Origin of the sequence: Bacteroides celer, assembly GCF_002632415.2 — a bacterium.
GTDB lineage: Bacteria > Bacteroidota > Bacteroidia > Bacteroidales > Bacteroidaceae > Bacteroides.
The window spans coordinates 1,854,561-1,874,017 of record NZ_CP178209.1; the positions used below are offsets into that span (position 1 = coordinate 1,854,561).

13 protein-coding genes and 1 CRISPR repeat array are annotated in these 19,457 nt (G+C 36.0%); all 13 genes read left to right on the forward strand.

Features of this window, described 5'->3' with window-relative positions; all coding sequences use genetic code 11:
* The first annotated feature begins 302 nt into the window (after positions 1 to 302).
* The 13 genes from CJF29_RS07175 (at position 303) to CJF29_RS07235 (ending at position 19,437) form a co-directional block, all read left to right on the forward strand.
* Positions 303 to 1,001 (forward strand): CRISPR-associated endonuclease Cas6, encoded by a 699-nt coding sequence (locus tag CJF29_RS07175; protein ID WP_099146934.1) that lies wholly within the window; start codon positions 303 to 305, stop codon positions 999 to 1,001.
* Complete coding sequence (gene cas10 / locus CJF29_RS07180) at positions 998 to 3,544, forward strand: type III-A CRISPR-associated protein Cas10/Csm1 (RefSeq protein ID WP_099146935.1); 2,547 nt, start codon at positions 998 to 1,000, stop codon at positions 3,542 to 3,544. Before CJF29_RS07175 ends, cas10 begins: the two co-directional genes overlap by 4 nt.
* An 11-nt stretch (positions 3,545 to 3,555) precedes the next feature.
* A complete protein-coding gene (csm2, locus tag CJF29_RS07185) occupies positions 3,556 to 4,020 on the forward strand; it encodes a type III-A CRISPR-associated protein Csm2 (protein ID WP_099146936.1) in 465 nt (154 codons plus the stop codon).
* 25 nt (positions 4,021 to 4,045) lie between these two features.
* Positions 4,046 to 4,720 carry a type III-A CRISPR-associated RAMP protein Csm3 gene (gene csm3 / locus CJF29_RS07190; protein ID WP_099146937.1) on the forward strand — a complete coding sequence of 225 codons (675 nt, stop codon included), beginning with the start codon at positions 4,046 to 4,048 and terminating at the stop codon, positions 4,718 to 4,720.
* Positions 4,721 to 4,722: 2 nt separating this feature from the next.
* Positions 4,723 to 5,700, forward strand: coding sequence for a type III-A CRISPR-associated RAMP protein Csm4 (gene csm4 / locus CJF29_RS07195; protein WP_099146938.1), 978 nt, complete (start codon positions 4,723 to 4,725; stop codon positions 5,698 to 5,700).
* Positions 5,701 to 5,702: 2 nt separating this feature from the next.
* A complete protein-coding gene (gene csm5 / locus CJF29_RS07200; RefSeq protein ID WP_099146939.1) occupies positions 5,703 to 6,815 on the forward strand; it encodes a type III-A CRISPR-associated RAMP protein Csm5 in 1,113 nt (370 codons plus the stop codon).
* A complete protein-coding gene (locus CJF29_RS07205; RefSeq protein WP_099146940.1) occupies positions 6,815 to 7,948 on the forward strand; it encodes a Card1-like endonuclease domain-containing protein in 1,134 nt (377 codons plus the stop codon). The genes csm5 and CJF29_RS07205 overlap by 1 nt, the downstream gene beginning before the upstream one ends.
* A gap of 39 nt (positions 7,949 to 7,987) precedes the next feature.
* Positions 7,988 to 9,679 (forward strand): TIGR02221 family CRISPR-associated protein, encoded by a 1,692-nt coding sequence (csx2, locus tag CJF29_RS07210; RefSeq protein WP_413544533.1) that lies wholly within the window; start codon positions 7,988 to 7,990, stop codon positions 9,677 to 9,679.
* Positions 9,666 to 11,105: an ATP-dependent DNA helicase gene (locus CJF29_RS07215; protein ID WP_099146942.1), complete on the forward strand. Its 1,440-nt coding sequence runs from the start codon at positions 9,666 to 9,668 to the stop codon at positions 11,103 to 11,105. Before csx2 ends, CJF29_RS07215 begins: the two co-directional genes overlap by 14 nt.
* A gap of 11 nt (positions 11,106 to 11,116) precedes the next feature.
* Entirely contained in the window at positions 11,117 to 12,097 is a 981-nt protein-coding gene (gene cas1 / locus CJF29_RS07220) for a CRISPR-associated endonuclease Cas1 (protein ID WP_099146943.1), read from the forward strand.
* A 3-nt stretch (positions 12,098 to 12,100) separates the two neighbouring features.
* Positions 12,101 to 13,132, forward strand: a complete 1,032-nt coding sequence (locus tag CJF29_RS07225) for a CRISPR-associated primase-polymerase type B (RefSeq protein ID WP_099146944.1) — start codon at positions 12,101 to 12,103, stop codon at positions 13,130 to 13,132.
* A 7-nt stretch (positions 13,133 to 13,139) separates the two neighbouring features.
* On the forward strand, positions 13,140 to 13,622 hold the full coding sequence (gene cas2 / locus CJF29_RS07230; protein WP_099146945.1) for a CRISPR-associated endonuclease Cas2: 483 nt from the start codon (positions 13,140 to 13,142) through the stop codon (positions 13,620 to 13,622).
* A 138-nt stretch (positions 13,623 to 13,760) separates the two neighbouring features.
* Positions 13,761 to 17,874: direct repeats of the CRISPR family, unit length 37 nt; unit sequence CTCATAGAGTAACTTCCAGTATAATAAGGATTAAGAC.
* Positions 17,875 to 18,171: 297 nt separating this feature from the next.
* Entirely contained in the window at positions 18,172 to 19,437 is a 1,266-nt protein-coding gene (locus CJF29_RS07235; protein WP_099146259.1) for an ATP-binding protein, read from the forward strand.
* The last annotated feature ends 20 nt before the right edge of the window (positions 19,438 to 19,457 follow it).

Here is a 19,457-nt window from a genome sequence, read left to right on the forward strand (position 1 = left end):
GAAGAAATTGCCAGCGGAGCACCAATAAAAAATATCCGTAAATATTCATCTCTATCTACAGAATGATTCATACGAAGCAAATAATCAATCATTGGCTTCTATGACAAAACTATACTTCCGAACCGTTTTTAGCGGTTCGGATTTTTTGTTCACCCAGTATAGGTGTATTCTAACGGGTGCAAGTCCTGAATTATTCCTGAGATAAAAATGGAATAAAAGGTTGTTTATTATCGCATAAACTTTATATTTGTAAGTGAATTTAAAAATATGAAAAATGCTGGTCCTGACAAATCTATTATAATATGCAGAACGATATACATATATTAGTTATACGGTTTAAAAATGAAATTTCTTTGTTGGAAATACCGTTTTTCAGAGGTGCAATTCTTCATGCTTTGCACGGCGAAGCGAATGTTTTATTTCATAATCATGTTGACGAATCATCATTTCGCTATTCTTATCCGTTGATACAATATAAAAGGATTCAGGGAAAAGCGGCTATTGTTTGTTTGAAAGAAGGAACGGAAGCTATTGGTCAGTTTTTTTCAGAAGGAACTTTTACTTTTAATCTAGGCAATCGCTATGTGAAAATGGAATTAGGATCCGTATTGCCCAGAAAATGTTTGGTTCAGACATGGAACTCGATGTTTAAGTATCGTATTCGCAGATGGTTACCTCTTAATTCGGAAAATTACCAGAGATATAAATCAATGGAAGGCATATCAGAAAAGATTTCTTTTTTGGAGAGTATTTTGATAGCCAATCTTTTGTCTTTTTCGAAAGGGATGGGGATTTATGTGGAGAAAGAAATTCAGTGTAAGCTGACATCCTTGCATGATCCTTTCTTGATTAAAAATAAGGGCATTAAATTAATGGCATTTGATATTGAGTTTGTTACTAATATGTCTTTACCTGATTATATTGGTATCGGAAAAAATGCCAGCATTGGCTATGGAGTCATCACTCATGTACGTAATGAAACAATAATGATAAATGAATGAAAACAATGAGAGAACATATTTATTTAGCCGCTTTGCTGCATGATATAGGAAAGTTCTATCAGCGAGCAGATACCGGTTCTGTGAAAACAAGTAGATACTTGAAGGAACATTGTAAGGATGAAAGTTCTTTTTGTCCTTTGTTTAACGGACGTTATTCTCATAAACACGTTTTATGGACAGCGCAATTTATAGATGAATATAAATCGGTTTTTCAGAAATTGGTAAAGGAGGACTTTGATGATTGGACGAATAAAAATAATCTGGTAAATTTGGCTGCCGGACATCATTTGTCAAATGAGCAGCTATCAGAATGGGGAGCACTGATTAAAGAAGCCGATTGTCTTTCTTCCGGTATGGATAGAAATTCGGAAATTGCATTGCGAGACGAACAGGATGAGAATACGAATTGGGATGCTTTCAAGAAGAAACGGATGATTTCAGTCTTAGAAACCATCGGATTGTCTAAGGCGGAATTGGAGAATGAAAAATATCAATGGCATTATTTGCCTGTAGAAAGTCTTTCTTTGCACAAAAGATGCTTTCCGCAGTCAGGCAAATCGGAGGGGGATCCTGATTATTCGAAACTGTGGGGGCAGTTTCTGAATGAATTTAAATTTATTCAGGCGAACACTTATCATGCATTCTCTGAAACTCTATTAAACCTTTTGTTTAAATATACAACTTGTATTCCTGCCAGTACCATCAATTCCCCGGATGTGTCTTTGTACGATCATTTGAGGATGACCGCTGCGTTGGCTGTATGTTTGTATGATGTTCGACAGTCCGAGGAAAAACCGGAAAATCCTTTTTTGTTAATAGGAGCGGATTTGAGTGGCATACAATCTTACATTTATCAGGTTGTCTCTAAATATGCTGGTAAGAATTTGAAAGGGCGTTCTTTCTATTTGCGTATACTGTCCGATTCTATTGTCCGCTTTTTGTTGAAAGAATTAGGATTGTTTCAGGCAAATGTCGTTTATAATTCCGGTGGAGGATTTTATATGATTGCGCCTGATACTACAGCAACGAAGGCCAGATTAGAAAAAGCCGTGAAGAAGATTGAACAGCAGTTGTTTAAAATACATGGAACCGCATTGTTTGTGGCTATTGATAGTGTCCCTGTGTCTAAGGATGCGTTGATTCATGCTAATGGAGAAAATCTGCAAAAAGTGTGGAAGGAGTTGTTTGAAAAACGGGAACAGAAAAAATGTGCCAAATTTGCATCACAAATAGAAGAACATTACGAGGCGTTCTTTATGTCTATTGAACATGATGATACCGTGGGACGAGATGTCGTGACAGGAGAAGATTTCCTGCCAGGTGAAAAATATGTGTCGGAAGGAGAATTGAAGCCGTTGAAGCAAATAACAAAAGATCAGATTGTATTGGGGCGTGTTTTGAGGGAATCTGAAATAATGGTTATCTCGACAGAACCGATTGCCTACTGGGCGGATAAGAAAATGATAGAACCTGGTGGTTTGGGTTTTTATTATTATTTCCTTCAGAAAGAAGACTTGCATGCGATGCAGAAGCAACTTCGTGCTTCTGCCGATAAGGTTTCTGTTATCACGTTGAATGGGAAAAATGGGAATTGCGATTTTATGAGCAAAATTGACGGAATCAATAACATTTATGGTTTGGAATTCTACGGTGGAAATGAAATAGGAGAGAAGGAAATGCCAACATTTGAGGATATGTGTAACAAGCACATAGCGAAAGATGCTTTCAAAAGATTAGGTGTTTTGCGAATGGATGTAGATAATTTGGGTCAAATTTTCCAACAGGGAATCCTTCCGGGGCGAGCAACCTTGTCAAGATATGCGGCATTAAGTCGTTCGTTTGATTATTTCTTTTCCGGATACCTGAATACAATTTGGAAAGAGAATTTTCCTGAGCAATCCTTCATTATATATAGTGGTGGTGATGATGTCTTTATTGTAGGTAGTTGGGAAATTACGATTAAAATAGCAGAACGTATCCGTGATGATTTCAAACAGTTTACCTGCGAAAATCCAGTATTCTCGCTATCGGGGGGCATTGCTATTGTTTCTCCCAAATTCCCCATCATGAAAGGTGCAGAAGAGAGCGATGGAGAAGAAAAAAGGGCTAAAGGACATCAAAACTCCAGACAGACGAAAAATTCGGTTTCATTTATGGGTATGCCTTTGAATTGGGAACGTGAATTTCCGCAGGTACAATCTTTGAAAGATGAAATAGTAGCAGCCAGTGCAAAGAACCAGTTGCCTAAATCTTTCATATCAAAAGTTTTAAGTCATTTGGCCAATGCGGAAATGGAAAATCATAAAATAAAAGCCATAAAGACTTATTGGATGATAACTTATGATTTAAGCCGAATGTGCAGCCGCATATCGGATCTATCAGTGAGAAATATGATTAATTGTTGTAAAACAGAAGTTTGTACAAACAACGGATCACTGAACGGACAACCGATAGAGACCGATTATCATTTGCTGGAACTATGGGCAATGGCATGTCGGTGGGCAGAATTAGAGATTAGACAGAAAAGTAGTAATAACGTTTAAAAAATAAATTTATGATGGGAGACAATTATCAAAAAACGAAAAAATATTCATCGGATAGGCAAGGTGGATATTCAAATGAGAATCAAGCTGCGGATCCTAAATACGTATTTGAGAGTGCAGGTTATAAGGCGGAGTGGATAACTAACGAAGCGGATGCCCTATTGCCGGAATTTGCGGATAAAATGGGGAAATATATGGCTGATAATAAATTGACTAATTCAAAGATTCGTAGTATCTATGGAGAAATCAAGCGCATTCAAATGGGCGAATTTGAGAAAGAAAAAGCCTCTTTTTATTTATTGAAGCCTAAAGTCGCTTATGCTTTAGGACGGGATAACAAAAATAAGGGTTTACAGTTGTTTAAATTCATCTTTGACAGGTCAGCCAAAGATGTGTCGGATCAAAAAACATATCATAATTTTTGTAACCTGTTGGAAGCTATTCTGGCTTATCACAAAGCGAATGGAGGAGATTGACAAATATAATTTAATACACTAGATCATGGCAACAATAAAATTGGAAAAGAAAATAGTTTATACCGGAATTATCACATTGAAGACCGGTTTACATATTGGTGGAACAAACGCGTCTTTGAATATAGGCGGTCCTGATAACTTTGTAGTACGCAATCCGATTGATAACATCCCATATATACCAGGAAGTTCGTTGAAAGGGAAGATGCGTGCTTTGGTAGAGATTCTAAATGGAGAAACGAATGGTGGTAAACCAACAAACAGAGTAGATACAAAGGCAGGTGCATTGTTTGGTGTCTCGGCTGATGCAGGTGGACATCCATCCCGTTTGATTGTACGAGATTCAGTGATGATTACGGAGCTGGACACAGAGGATGAATTGAATCTGTATGGATTAACTCGGAAAGATGTTCCGGATTTCAGCCATACGGATCTTCCCTATACGGAAAGTAAGACGGAGGTTGCGATAGATCGGATTACAGCAAAGGCAAATCCGCGTACATTCGAGCGTGTTCCGGCAGGTGCCCAGTTCAAACTGAATATGGTTCTGAATGTTTTTGAAGGAGAAGATGAATCTTCTTTAAAAGCAACGGTGGCTCAAGCCATCAGTCTTTTGGAAGATGATTATTTGGGAGGAAACGGATCACGTGGCTATGGACAGGTTTCGGTAAAAATTGTAAAGGAAGAATTTAAAACGTATTGATTATGGCTACGTTTACCGTTATAAGAATGACTCATTTTTCTCCTTTGCATATCGGTACGGGAAAGGAAAACTATGATTTCTCGGCTTCTGACTTACATTCGGATACTCTTTTATCTGCTTTAGCGGCAATGAGGGTGCAGATGGGGCAGACGGAGAATTTAGAATCTTTTCTTTCTTCTTTTCTGTTGAGCTCAGCTTTTCCTTTTTATGAGAACCGTTATTTTCTTCCTAAAATGCAGGGAAAAATAAAGATTGTCGTGAAAGGAAAAGCGGAATCCGAATATCGGAAGAGTTTGAAGAAAATCCACTATATAGAATCTGAACTTTGGCAAAAATTGTCGAGAGGAGAAACGTTGGAGTTAGAAACCATCCAACAGATTCAAGGAGATTTGTTGTTGAAGAAAGAAGATGGTATTTCTGTGTGTAAATCGCAAGTAAGCGAAAGGGTTAGTGTATCCAGAGCTTCAGAAGATGCTGAACCTTTCTTTTTTGATTGGAAATTCTTTGACCGAAAAGCCGGATTGTACTGTTTGACAGATGCAAAGGATGAATTGTTGGATGAAATAATCCAGTTGTTTATTCTTTTGGGAGAGACGGGACTGGGAACGGACAAAAATATAGGAGGAGGAAAATTCTCTGTTGAAACAAGTACTCTTTCTATTGAAAGTGTCAGAGATGCAAATGCTATGCAATTGTTGTCTTTATATATTCCGACAAAAGATGAAACCGGTTTTTTGAATTTGTCACAATCAAAGTATACGCTGTTATTACGTGGTGGGTATATGGCAGGAAGCCGGGAAGAGAGTTTGCGCCATTTGCGTAAGAAATCTATATATGCGTTTGGGGTAGGTTCGGTATTTCCCACTACTCAGCCATTAAAAGGCAAGATTGTGGATTTGCGACCCAATTGGAATGACGAGCGGATGCATACGGTTTTGCGCAGTGGACGTCCATTTTGCTTACCTGTTAAATTGAATTAGCTATGAGTCAAATAAAAATAAAAACCTTGACATCCGTTCATATTGGTTCGGGAGAGACGTTTCAATATGGAAATGATTTTGTTCGGGGAAAAGATGCGGACGGTGATTCTATCATAGGCATTGTAGAACCAAAACAAGTATTGGCACTAATTGGAGAAAAAAATCTGGACGCATGGGTAACAGCGATTGATGGGGGACGTTCTACGGACCAAATAGTGAAGCAGTATGCTCCCTCAGCGAAACTTGAACAGTATTCTCGTCGTATCATCTTGTCATGGGCAAATGAGATAAAGCCGACAGATACGCTGAAAGAATATATTCATGACGGATTGGGTAGACCTTATATTCCGGGCAGTTCTATAAAAGGAGCGATTCGAACGGCTGTTTTGGCAAGTTGTTGCAAAGAAAGAGACGATTTGGAACAATATGCTAGAAATAAATCAGGTAAAGTGACAGCAAAAATAATAGAACAAAAGTTCTTTGGAAAGGATGCTAATTCTGATGTGTTTCGTTTCTTGCATGTTGGTGATGCTTTTTTCGGGAAAAATTATGAGGCGGCTGTTCGCATGGTGAATATTAATGAGCGAGAGAAAGCCGGTTTTGGGGATATGACGAAGTCACAATTGCTGGAGGTGTTGTCTCCGGATGATGAAGCGATTTTTGAATTGAGGTTGAAAACCGAACTTTATGAGAGAGCAAAAGTTGCTACCGCTTTGTTGCCTGAGTGTATGCATACATTGCCTGAATTGTTTCAAACGATTAATCAGTATACAAAGAATTTGATAAAACAAGAAATCTCATACTGGATGGAACGGCAAGACAAAGATGATAGCGGTAAAGTGGATGACTATTTGGAAAGAATGAGACAATTATTGGCGGAAGTAGAACAATGTCAGCCTGATAAAGAGTGTGTTTTGCGTGTAGGTGCTGGATCCGGTTGGCGTTTTATAACCGGTGCCTGGACTGAAAATTGGAGAACTTTTGAAACAACAGTTGTTCCTGCGGCTCGTCGTAACAATCAAAGATATACGCAATTTCATTTTCCAAAAACAAGGCGTGTTGATGAAGAGTGTGATGTACTTGGATTTGTGAAACTGTCAATACTAACTGAATAATGGCTCATATTCATATTTCTTTAATCGGTGGTCAATCTTATCCTGTGTATTTGGGTATTGCAGATCTAAATCCGGATGGGATTATATTGATTCATTCTTCTCAGTCGAGAGAAGAAGCGGAACGCATACAACAAGAGATTGATGTTCCTACTCATTTGCTGGAATTTGATCCTGTTGATATTCAGAGCATCTATCATCAGTTGGAAAAGAACTTTACACGACTTTCTTCGGATGATATTTATACGGTTAATATAACCGGTGGAACTAAACTATGGTCTATAGCTTTTTATGAATATTTTAAGCGATATTCCAATGCCAAACTGATTTATATCGATCAAAATAATTGTGTCTGCAATCTTGTTACTTTGGAGAAGTATCAATCTGTTGTTTCGTTTGATACCGATTCTGTGCTCCGTTTGAATGGAACGAAAGCAGAATCCTATTTGTTATATCAAGATTATACAGAGGCTGATAAAAACTGTATTAATAGAATCAAAAAACTTCGTCGTCATTCTTATGAAAAATTTAATGCTTTTTCTATTCCAAATAAAAAATGGGAGAATGAGTTGAAACAAAAGAAGTTGGGCAGTTGGAGTTTGGAAGACGGTAGTCAGATAGAATGGGACAAGGAAACAACAACAATCAAGATGTTGCTGATAAATAATAAATCAGAAAAATTAAATGACATGCTGACTTCCCCGCATATATTTAATCTGTTTTTTCATACAGGTTGGTTTGAATATGAAGTTGCGAGTCTGCTTTCTACATGGCAATATGCAAAGGAAATACGCATGAATGTCAAGTTCCCTTATAATGCGGAGCGGAATCCGAAGAATGAGATTGATTTGATTATAAATACGGGCAATCGCCTTTTGTTTGTGGAATGTAAAACTCAGATAAGCGACATTACAGACATTGATAAATTCAGAACTGCTGTGAAAAATTATGGTGGCATGGCCTGCAAAGCTTTATTTGTGACCGATGCTCCAATGAAGAAGACTGCTGCGGAGAAATGTGAAGACAGTGGCATTTTGTCATTTAGTATTCGAGACTGTAACCAATCTTTTTTTAGTATTCAAGAGATGTTGCATCTAAAGTTGGAACAAGAATTATTTGCTATTAATAAAAAATAGAAAACGTAACAAATTATGAATCGAAAAGTCTTTATATCTGTGCTTGGAACAGGTTTTTATAGCTCTTGTAGTTATGTAAAAGGTGATTTCATCTCTTCGGAAACTCGTTTTGTACAACAAGCCACTATGGAGTACGTGGATGTTGCTCATTGGGGTGTGGACGATGCAGTCTTCATTTTATTGACGGATGGCTCCCGAAAGAATAATTGGGATATGGAGATTACTTCTAGAAAAAACTTTCGGACGAATGAAGTAGAATCTTATAAAAGTTTGCAAGCTGTTTTGAAAGAAATGAATTTGCCTTGTCTGGTTCATGACATTTCCATCCCTGATGGAAAAAATGAAGAAGAAATGTGGCAGATTTTTACGAAACTTTTCGATGTATTAGATAGCGGTGATGAATTATATTTTGATTTGACTCACAGTTTCCGTTATCTTCCAATGCTGATTTTGGTTTTTGGAAATTATGCAAAGTTTTTAAAAGATACAACCGTGAAGCATATATCTTATGGTAATTATGAAGCGCGTGATTTGCTAATGAACCAAGCTCCCATCATTGATTTATTACCTTTGGTTGCTTTACAGGAGTGGACTTTTGCAGCTGCAAACTTTAAGAACTTCGGAAAAATGGGAGATTTGACTACTTCTATTGTTTCTGTTACTAATCGTTGGTCCATAGCGACCAAGCAAGAAAGAAGAGTAAAAGAGTCAATCATAAACTTAAAGAATAATATCAATGAATTTGAAAAACGTATAGTGACTTGCAGAGGACGTGAACTGCTAAAAGGAGATGCTGTGAATGCTGTCAAACAGCATATCGATATGGCGTTAGACAGTAGTTTCCCTCAACCTATAAAGGAAATCTTGCGAAGTCTGAAAGATGGGATTATGCAGTTCTCTAATGAATCGATTGATAATTTGCGATATGCTATCAATTGGTGCATTAAATATAATATGGTGCAGCAAGCATATACTTTGGGACAAGAATCTATAATCACTATTTTGTGCGAAAGAATGAAGGCTGTTAATCCATTCGCTCCTACAGAGGAAAAAGAATTCCGTGGCTATATAGCTGCTATTTTAGGAATTAATGTAAAATACGTGAATGATGAGAAAGAATGGAACATAACATTAACCCGACATCATTTATTAAGTAGAGCTTTCTTTTCATTAGAATGGGTAAAGCAATTGCGGAAACCGTATGGGAAAATGACAACGAATAGAAATCAGATTAATCATGCCGGTTTTTTGGGTACAGTCAGTGCAACGCTGATTATTAAACAACTTCAGGAAACAATAGAGGCCTGTTTTTCAATACTCGATCAATCGTTGGAAATGCCAACCGTACCGAAAATGGGTGAGAAATTATTGATAAATTTGTCTAATCATCCTTATGCTTTGTGGGAACAGAAACAACGAGATGCTGCTGAAGTCTATGGTGAATGTGTCGACTTACCTTTCCCGAATATAGAACCATCTTATGATGAAACAGAGATAGAACGCTTGGCGAAGGAATATTTTGATAAAATCCAAAAAATGAGAGGTGACCGTCAATTAACTGTTCATGTGATGGGGGAATTTACTTTTTCTTGTTCGCTAATTGAAAAGTTGCGCAAAAATGGTATTGAATGTATTGCTTCTTGTGCCGAACGGCAGGTTGAAATTGTGGGTAATAGTATAAAGCAAGTTGTTTTCAATTTTGAACGTTTTAGAGAATATGGCTGCAAATAAGAAAATCATACTGAAAGATGGGCAGCAGCGGGCTTTTGAGTTGTTGCAGGATTTTATTCGCAATAAGGATAAGAAAGTTTTTATTCTGAAAGGATATGCGGGTACTGGTAAAACTACGATGATGAAAGTTCTGATAGAAGAGTTGAAACGTCGAAATTTGTACTTTTCCTTATTAGCTTCTACGGGTAGGGCTGCAAAAATTCTGAGTAACACAACTGGTCAACAAGCTGCAACTGTACATGGTACAATCTATAAATACAATGATTTGAATCAAAATCTGGAAGAATTGATCCAACAACGCGAGGCAAAAGGGGTTGATTCTAGCGGACAGTTGTTGCTTAATTTTGAGTTGAATCCGGTTTCTCATACAAACAGGACTGAAGAGTGGTATTACATTGTGGATGAAGCCTCTATGATTTCTGATAAAGAAGATGCTACAGCCGTGCAGGCTTCATTTGGAAGCGGAAGATTGTTGAAAGATTTGTTGGATTATGATTCGAAGGGTAAATTTCTGTTTGTAGGTGATGCTTGTCAACTTCCACCTATCTCTCAAAAGGTGTCTCCGGCATTATCCCTTCAATATTTTAAAGATGTTTTTTCTATATTAGCATCAGAAGTCGAATTGACTGAAATCGTGCGGCAAGACAAAGGAAACGATATTGTACTTTCCTCTCAAAAAATAAGGCGTTTGTATGCTAATCCACAGCCGTGGAAGTGGGCGAAATTTCCATTTCGTGGTTGTAAAAACATACATATTATAAATAGTCAGGTGGAATTGATACAACTGTATATACAGCGGATAAAGAAGAAAGGTCTGAATAACTCTACCCTGTTGTGTTATTCTAATCGGCAGTGTGATACGATTACTCAAATCGTTCGTCCATCTTTAAATATAAACAGTGCTGAGTTGGCTATTGGTGATTTATTGTTGGTGACGCAAAATAACTATGTATCCGGATTGATGAATGGTGATTTAGTTGTTGTAGAATCTGTAACTCATAAAGAAGTGCGAGCTGGATTGACGTTTTTGAATGTGATGGTAAAAGAACTGTTCACGGAGAAAAGCTATTCACAACTGATGATTGCGGATATTTTATATCAGAATCAGATAAATCTTTCGCAAATCCAACAAAAAGAATTGTTTATAGATTTTTATAAACGAATGAAACAGAGAGGTATTCGGCAAGGAAAGGATGAATTTAATCGGCAGATGATGAAGGATCCTTACTTGAATGCTTTGAGGGCTGTGTTTGGTTATGCGTTAACTTGCCACAAGGCGCAGGGTGGAGAATGGGAATACGTGTTTCTTGATATTCCTCGTTCGGTACCTTGTATTGAAAAGCCTTATGTATATCAATGGATATATACGGCGATGACACGTGCTAAGCAAGAATTGTATATTGTAGATGATTTTTGGGTAATTTAAAAAAATAGAAGATGGAACTGGTCTTGAATACATTTGGAACTTCTCTAAATCGGGATAATGAAGGTTTTGTTGTCACTCATAAAGATGGCAGACAACGGATTCCTGTAGCTGGAATAAAGTCGATACAGATTAGTCGAGGAGCTCAGATTACAAGCGATGCAGTAATGCTCGCTATAGAGCATGAAATAGAAGTGCTGTTTATGGATAAGTCCGGTATGCCGATTGGTCGAATCTGGAGCCCTAGGTATGGTTCTGTATCTACCATTCGTAAAGGACAGTTGAATTTCACGTTTTCTAACGATGCCTTGCAATGGATTAAGGAGATTATTCGTCGTAAAATAGAGAACCAACAAGCTTTGTTGTTGATGATGCGGACAGATAATGTGGCTATCTGTCGGAAACGTGAGAAAAATATAGCCCGTTTGGAAGACTATCGAACGAAGATCGCTTCTTTGAACGGTGAAATCGTTTCAGATGTGGCAGCTCAACTGAGAGGGTGGGAAGGCGTAGCTTCAAAGATTTATTTTGAAACACTGAACGATTTGATTCCTGAAGAATATCGTTTTGAAATGCGTACTCAACATCCGGCTATGGATGTGGTAAATGCTTTTTTGAACTATGGCTATGGTGTATTGTATGGAAAAATAGAAGGTGCTTTGATAAAAGCGGGAATTGACCCTTATATTGGAATTTTACATAGAGACGATTATAATCGTCCGGTATTGGTCTATGATGTGATAGAACTTTATCGGATTTGGGTAGATTATGTAGTGTATAGTTTGGTTGTTCAGCAAGTAGTAACGGATGAATATTATTCGGTTCGTGAAGATGGCTCTTATTGGTTAGAATCATTGGGACGGCGTGTTCTTATTCAATCTCTGAATGATTATTTGGATGAGATAATCACTGTAAAAGGGGTAAATCGTTCGCGTTTGACTCAGATTCAACTTTATGCGCAGGATTTGGCACAATTGTTTAAAAAATATGAATAGAATATGTTATCTACAGGAGTAAATCTTTTGAGAGATTCGGATACGCTCAGGAAGGTCACAGTTGATTATTTATATCATAGTCTTCGGAATCCGAAAGAGGAAGTGAAATCCCGTATTCATCAGTTGCGTGTTGTGAGGAGTTTGGACGAAAAACAATATAAAGTTTTGAAACGTGAACTTCCATATATTGTATGTGGAATGTTCAATCCTCCTTATCGGCGAACAGAGAACTTTGCTTATACTGAATATTTTATAGTTGATATAGATCATATATCTGAAAAAGGATTGAATCTAGCTGTAGTTCGCGATCAAGTGGAACGGGACGAAAGGGTTGTACTTTCTTTTTTATCCCCGAGTGAGGATGGATTGAAAGTATTGTTTCGTTTGAAGGAACGTTGTTATGATGCAGGAATTTATTCTTTGTTCTATAAAGCATTTTTGTTGGCTTTTTCAAAGCAATATCATTTGGAACAGGTGATTGACGAACGTACTTGCGATGTCTGCCGAGCCTGTTTTATTAGCATTGATCCGTATGCTTATTATTGTTCGGAATCAATTCCGGTAGACATGAGCACTTATCTGTCTGTTTCGGATACTACTTCTATGTTCGATTTGAAACATGAGTTGGAACAACAGGTAAAAAAAGAAAAGATAACAGTGATGTCACCGGATGAAAAGATAAAAGATCCGGATCAAGAAACTATAAATCGGATAAAACAATTGTTGCAACCTCAGTTGAAACAGAAATTGCAAAATAAGAAAGTTCCTTATGTGCCTGAATGTTTGGATGATATAATAAACGATTTGAAAAAATATATAGAGAAAACGGGACTGATCGTTTACGAAATAATGAATATTCAGTATGCCAAGAAGATTCGTTGTAAAATGGGTGTACGTTTGGGCGAAATCAATTTGTTTTATGGTAAGCGTGGCTTTAGTGTTGTTCAGTCCCCTCGTAGTGGAACATCGGATGAATTGAATAGACTATTGGCTGATTTGATAACATCTTACTTATTGACTAACGAAATGATCTAATTAGTATATGGGAAAGAGTAAAAAGAAAGAGTTGACATTTCCACAGAAGATGAATAAATTGATGCATGCTGGCGTAGATAATAACCAAATGATTTATAATCGTCAACACGATCTTTCTTCTATTGAAAGTTTGGACGAACGTATCAAACGGGTGATAGGCTTACTAAATGTTCCTAAAAAAAAATCATTGAATATGTTATTTTTTGTCATGTACGATATAGAAAGTAATAAAGTACGTAATCAAGTTGCTAAGTACTTGTTGAGGAAAGGATGTTTTCGTGTTCAACGTTCTATTTTCTTGGCAGATTTGAATAATCAGGACTATGAGCAGATTCGTTCAGATTTATTAGAAGTGCAGGCTTGTTATGATAATCATGATAGCATTATGATCGTACCGATCTCTACAGACTTTCTTCGTTCTATGAAGATTATTGGGAAGTCAATAGATATTGATATTATAATGAATTCTAAGAATACACTGTTTTTTTAGAATGTTTATGTTTTCGTTCTTTGAAATATTGTTTATCTTTGCAGGCTTTTAAAAAGAGAGCTTTTTTCTTTTTTTAGGGTGGTTCTTTTATGTTTTCTGTTGTTTTCTGTTGAAAATGACGTGATTATAATGATAAGGCTCATAGAGTAACTTCCAGTATAATAAGGATTAAGACTTAATCACTTATTTTATTATCTTTATTTTAAATTATCTCATAGAGTAACTTCCAGTATAATAAGGATTAAGACCCCCTTAAACAAAAACATACGGGAGGATATTGGCCTCATAGAGTAACTTCCAGTATAATAAGGATTAAGACATTATAAACGTTACTATAAACTAGTTCGTTTCCTCTATCTCATAGAGTAACTTCCAGTATAATAAGGATTAAGACATCTAGTGAATCTTTGACTGATTCTTCGGTTGCATCTCTCATAGAGTAACTTCCAGTATAATAAGGATTAAGACATAAAAAAACCAATGGCTGTATTTAAGCATTCAGACTCATAGAGTAACTTCCAGTATAATAAGGATTAAGACTCTCAAAATGTCATACGTTTTAATACTATCAATACACTCATAGAGTAACTTCCAGTATAATAAGGATTAAGACTTAATAAAATACTCTCTTTGTCTTTCGGTTTGGCACTCATAGAGTAACTTCCAGTATAATAAGGATTAAGACTCTACCATGATAGTACATTGGAGTAAATACTAAAGGCTCATAGAGTAACTTCCAGTATAATAAGGATTAAGACTTCTGATTCGCAAAGGTTTGCGGTTCTTTGTGTTCCCTCATAGAGTAACTTCCAGTATAATAAGGATTAAGACAATTACCCGTTTTTCTTTCCACCACGTTTCAATAGTCTCATAGAGTAACTTCCAGTATAATAAGGATTAAGACTCTTTAAATTAGTATTTCGTTGTTGGTAGAAAGTCTCATAGAGTAACTTCCAGTATAATAAGGATTAAGACGAAAATGTTCATAATTTAATGTTTTAATTGTTAAATCTCATAGAGTAACTTCCAGTATAATAAGGATTAAGACACTTGCAGGTTGTTGAAAATGTTCATAATTTAATGTCTCATAGAGTAACTTCCAGTATAATAAGGATTAAGACAAACCTGAATGAAGTATTTGAAACTAAATCCATTCTCATAGAGTAACTTCCAGTATAATAAGGATTAAGACAGAGTTTTTTTCACTATATCAAGCATTTTAATGACTCATAGAGTAACTTCCAGTATAATAAGGATTAAGACTAGTTTCATTCATGATATAAATGATTGATAGATCTCATAGAGTAACTTCCAGTATAATAAGGATTAAGACTCCTACTTTTTCTGAGTACATGATTGTGTATAGATTCTCATAGAGTAACTTCCAGTATAATAAGGATTAAGACTTTGCTATATAATTCATACACTCTATAACCTTTGACTCATAGAGTAACTTCCAGTATAATAAGGATTAAGACCTCGTCAGATAAATCGAGGATATAATCTATTCTCTGCTCATAGAGTAACTTCCAGTATAATAAGGATTAAGACTCTACTGCCATATCTAGTAATGTTTAAAACGATTCTCCCTCATAGAGTAACTTCCAGTATAATAAGGATTAAGACATAGAATCATAGAAATGTACGTCGTAAGTTTTCATACTCATAGAGTAACTTCCAGTATAATAAGGATTAAGACGCATAAATTTGCAGGCTACTAAAGATGTTCATAATTTCTCATAGAGTAACTTCCAGTATAATAAGGATTAAGACGATAAAAATCTGAATAGCTACATTTAAGCATTCAGATCTCATAGAGTAACTTCCAGTATAATAAGGATTAAGACAAATAATTAATAGCTTCTTTATCACTCATATTTTCGCTCATAGAGTAACTTCCAGTATAATAAGGATTAAGACCACAAACGTTCCCTTCTTTGTCTGTAAATTCGCCCACTCATAGAGTAACTTCCAGTATAATAAGGATTAAGACCCCTTGGGAAGCTTTCACTTCCTCAATGGTCGTTGTGTTCTCATAGAGTAACTTCCAGTATAATAAGGATTAAGACTAGACGGCTTCATTTGTTACGGTCTCAAAAACCCATCTCATAGAGTAACTTCCAGTATAATAAGGATTAAGACAATTAATCTTTTCCATAATCTTTAATTTTTTAAATTCTCATAGAGTAACTTCCAGTATAATAAGGATTAAGACTCTTTTTAAATTAGTATTTTTGTTGTTGGTAGAAAGTCTCATAGAGTAACTTCCAGTATAATAAGGATTAAGACTACTCCTCTTATTACACATCGATTTCCGTTGAATCTCATAGAGTAACTTCCAGTATAATAAGGATTAAGACAACAAGTTTAGTGTTGACAGCAGCACGACATTGTGCAGCTCATAGAGTAACTTCCAGTATAATAAGGATTAAGACCATATATTCTTCGTCAGATAAATTGAGGACATAATCTCATAGAGTAACTTCCAGTATAATAAGGATTAAGACAGGTTATGTCGTCTGCTGATAGCACGGCTTATCGTTCTCATAGAGTAACTTCCAGTATAATAAGGATTAAGACTCATATGGTTAATATTTTAATTGGTTAATTGCATTTTCTCATAGAGTAACTTCCAGTATAATAAGGATTAAGACTGCATGATACTATTGTTGTCATCATGATAACACCTACTCATAGAGTAACTTCCAGTATAATAAGGATTAAGACACACTTGTAAACTACTAAAAATGTTCATAATGTAACTCATAGAGTAACTTCCAGTATAATAAGGATTAAGACATTGCTATTGGAACCCTGTTCATGCAATGACAAGAGGGCTCATAGAGTAACTTCCAGTATAATAAGGATTAAGACCCCGCACTGGCAGCGGTTTCCATAAACTTCTTTACCTCATAGAGTAACTTCCAGTATAATAAGGATTAAGACATACTTTTATTCATGTTTATTCCTCCTATTTCTTTCTCATAGAGTAACTTCCAGTATAATAAGGATTAAGACAAAACCCATCTACTCCATTGATAAAAATCTGAATACTCATAGAGTAACTTCCAGTATAATAAGGATTAAGACGTTGATATTGCGTGATTAAAATCTGATTCGCTAGCTCATAGAGTAACTTCCAGTATAATAAGGATTAAGACTAGGTCAACTATACGAGCATCAACTGTTTCATCAGTAGCTCATAGAGTAACTTCCAGTATAATAAGGATTAAGACGCTTCCTGTCCTTGATACTCGGATAGGTCAACTATCTCATAGAGTAACTTCCAGTATAATAAGGATTAAGACTAGTAATCATGAGGCCATCATGATTTTCAAAATCTCATAGAGTAACTTCCAGTATAATAAGGATTAAGACCAGCAATGTCTTGCCTTCTTTGGTTCTGACCTCTGATACTCATAGAGTAACTTCCAGTATAATAAGGATTAAGACCGCCAAAAGAATTAAAATACATTTGCCTAACTAATCTCATAGAGTAACTTCCAGTATAATAAGGATTAAGACTCATTAGATTGTTTCTTATTAGCACTTTCAAGTTTAGTCTCATAGAGTAACTTCCAGTATAATAAGGATTAAGACCCGTTATCACTGCCCGCACTTGCTGCCGTTTCCATGCTCATAGAGTAACTTCCAGTATAATAAGGATTAAGACCTCAATTACTTCTTCTTTGCTAAACTTTTTCATACTCATAGAGTAACTTCCAGTATAATAAGGATTAAGACACTAATAGAAGTAGAATAAGCAACAGCACTAACACCTCATAGAGTAACTTCCAGTATAATAAGGATTAAGACTGCAAATCATCGAACACTATTTTCGAGTTGCCCGGACTCATAGAGTAACTTCCAGTATAATAAGGATTAAGACGTTACAGACTCGACATAAGCACCACTTGCAGCATCTCATAGAGTAACTTCCAGTATAATAAGGATTAAGACTGCATCATCATCATTGTTAGCATCGTCTTGATTACCTCATAGAGTAACTTCCAGTATAATAAGGATTAAGACAGTATTTGCATCATTAGTAATTCTCATAATCTTTATCTCATAGAGTAACTTCCAGTATAATAAGGATTAAGACTTGCGGTTAACAACAATGGTAAGCGCATTTGCATAACCTCATAGAGTAACTTCCAGTATAATAAGGATTAAGACTACACATCATTCCTTTGTTACATAAGTTAGGTTAACCTCATAGAGTAACTTCCAGTATAATAAGGATTAAGACACTGCATTGTTAATCTTTGACAAAGAAACAGCTCTCATAGAGTTGCTTCCAGTATAACCTAACCTTAAAATCCGCGACTTAATCTGATAAAACAACCTCTTTGGGCGGCATTTTTTGCTGTAATGGATAATTTGTCAGTTTGATGACCGACCTTATATTATATAGTGAGCAATTGGTTAATTTCTGTCACCAATAAAAAACGGTAAACCATTTGTGAGACGAATTACAACGTATTTTTGTTTTGTATACGAAACAAAAATACTATATTTGTATTTTATATATAGAACAATACCAGATATGGACAAGGAACAAATAAAGCAGATAATTGGTGAGAATCAAGAATTTGTGAAGGATATAACATTTATGGAACGTCCTTTTACTTTTGAGGATGCAGGTAATTATGTATTTTTAGGTATTCGCCGGGCCGGAAAATCCTATTTGATGTATCAGCGGATACACCAACTGCTGAAAAAAGGGCATACGATAGAAGAAATACTATATATCAACTTTGAAGATGAACGTTTTATCGGCTTGAAATCAGCAGAGTTGGATGATATAAAATTGGCATACGAAGAGACTTTTCCCTATCAGCCTATTTTCTTTTTGGATGAGATACAAGTTGTAGACGGGTGGGAAAAGTTCGTTCGTCGGTTGGTAGATAAAAAATATCGTGTATATGTGACTGGAAGTAATGCGAAGATGTTGAGTAGTGAGATTGCTACGACATTAGGCGGGCGTTTTCTTATTCAGGAGGTATATCCGTATTCTTTTCGTGAGTTTCTTCTTTCGCAGGATATAATATTAAAAACAAACTGGCTTTATACTCCAAGTTTACGTAATGAAGTGGTGCGCACTTTTGATGCTTATTTTTATAATGGAGGATTTCCGGAATTGATTGCATTTAAAGATAAACGTTCTTGGTTGAGCGGGCTTTATCAGAAAATATTTTTTGGTGATCTAGTGGCCCGTTATGCGTTACGTAATTCGGATTCGATGAGTTTGTTGGTGAAAAAACTTGCTGAAAGTGTCATGCAACCCTCTTCTTACAATCGACTTAAAAATATAGTATCTTCAGCGGGAGAGAGCGTGGGGGTGCGAACAGTTATTGACTATGTGGGATATTTGGAAGAAATCTGGCTGATATTCAGTATTGAAAATTATGCAGCTCGTTTTGCGGAAAGAGAGAGTAACCGGAAATACTATTTTATTGATAATGGCATTTTGAATCTGTTTATCTTTAATCCGGAAACTTTGTTGTTGGAGAATTTAGTAGCTGTCTCTTTATATAGAATGGTTGGAAAGGAGCTATATTTCTATAATCAGAATGTAGAAGTTGATTTTTATATCCCTGATCAGAAATGGCTTGTTCAAGCATTATATAATATTTCTGATACTCAAACTTTTACTCGTGAAGTAAATGGGCTTTTGAAAACGGCAAAGTTCTTAAAGGCGGAGAAGTTACAAATTGTGACTCGTAATGAAGAACGTACGGTGGAACAGGATGGTTTTACAATAGAGGTGATTCCCATTTGGAAATGGATGATAATGTTAGAGAATAAATGACATCAGGGTAAAGTGGATGA

Bases quoted from the DNA above. Each gene is read 5' to 3' on its own strand.
- CJF29_RS07235 (WP_099146259.1), top strand. From the start codon at position 18,172: ATGGACAAGGAACAAATAAAGCAGATAATTGGTGAGAATCAAGAATTT.
- CJF29_RS07175 (WP_099146934.1), top strand. From the start codon at position 303: ATGCAGAACGATATACATATATTAGTTATACGGTTTAAAAATGAAATT.
- csm5 (WP_099146939.1), top strand. From the start codon at position 5,703: ATGAGTCAAATAAAAATAAAAACCTTGACATCCGTTCATATTGGTTCG.
- CJF29_RS07225 (WP_099146944.1), top strand. From the start codon at position 12,101: ATGTTATCTACAGGAGTAAATCTTTTGAGAGATTCGGATACGCTCAGG.
- CJF29_RS07215 (WP_099146942.1), top strand. From the start codon at position 9,666: ATGGCTGCAAATAAGAAAATCATACTGAAAGATGGGCAGCAGCGGGCT.
- cas2 (WP_099146945.1), top strand. From the start codon at position 13,140: ATGGGAAAGAGTAAAAAGAAAGAGTTGACATTTCCACAGAAGATGAAT.
- csm2 (WP_099146936.1), top strand. From the start codon at position 3,556: ATGATGGGAGACAATTATCAAAAAACGAAAAAATATTCATCGGATAGG.
- cas10 (WP_099146935.1), top strand. From the start codon at position 998: ATGAAAACAATGAGAGAACATATTTATTTAGCCGCTTTGCTGCATGAT.
- CJF29_RS07205 (WP_099146940.1), top strand. From the start codon at position 6,815: ATGGCTCATATTCATATTTCTTTAATCGGTGGTCAATCTTATCCTGTG.
- cas1 (WP_099146943.1), top strand. From the start codon at position 11,117: ATGGAACTGGTCTTGAATACATTTGGAACTTCTCTAAATCGGGATAAT.
- csm3 (WP_099146937.1), top strand. From the start codon at position 4,046: ATGGCAACAATAAAATTGGAAAAGAAAATAGTTTATACCGGAATTATC.
- csm4 (WP_099146938.1), top strand. From the start codon at position 4,723: ATGGCTACGTTTACCGTTATAAGAATGACTCATTTTTCTCCTTTGCAT.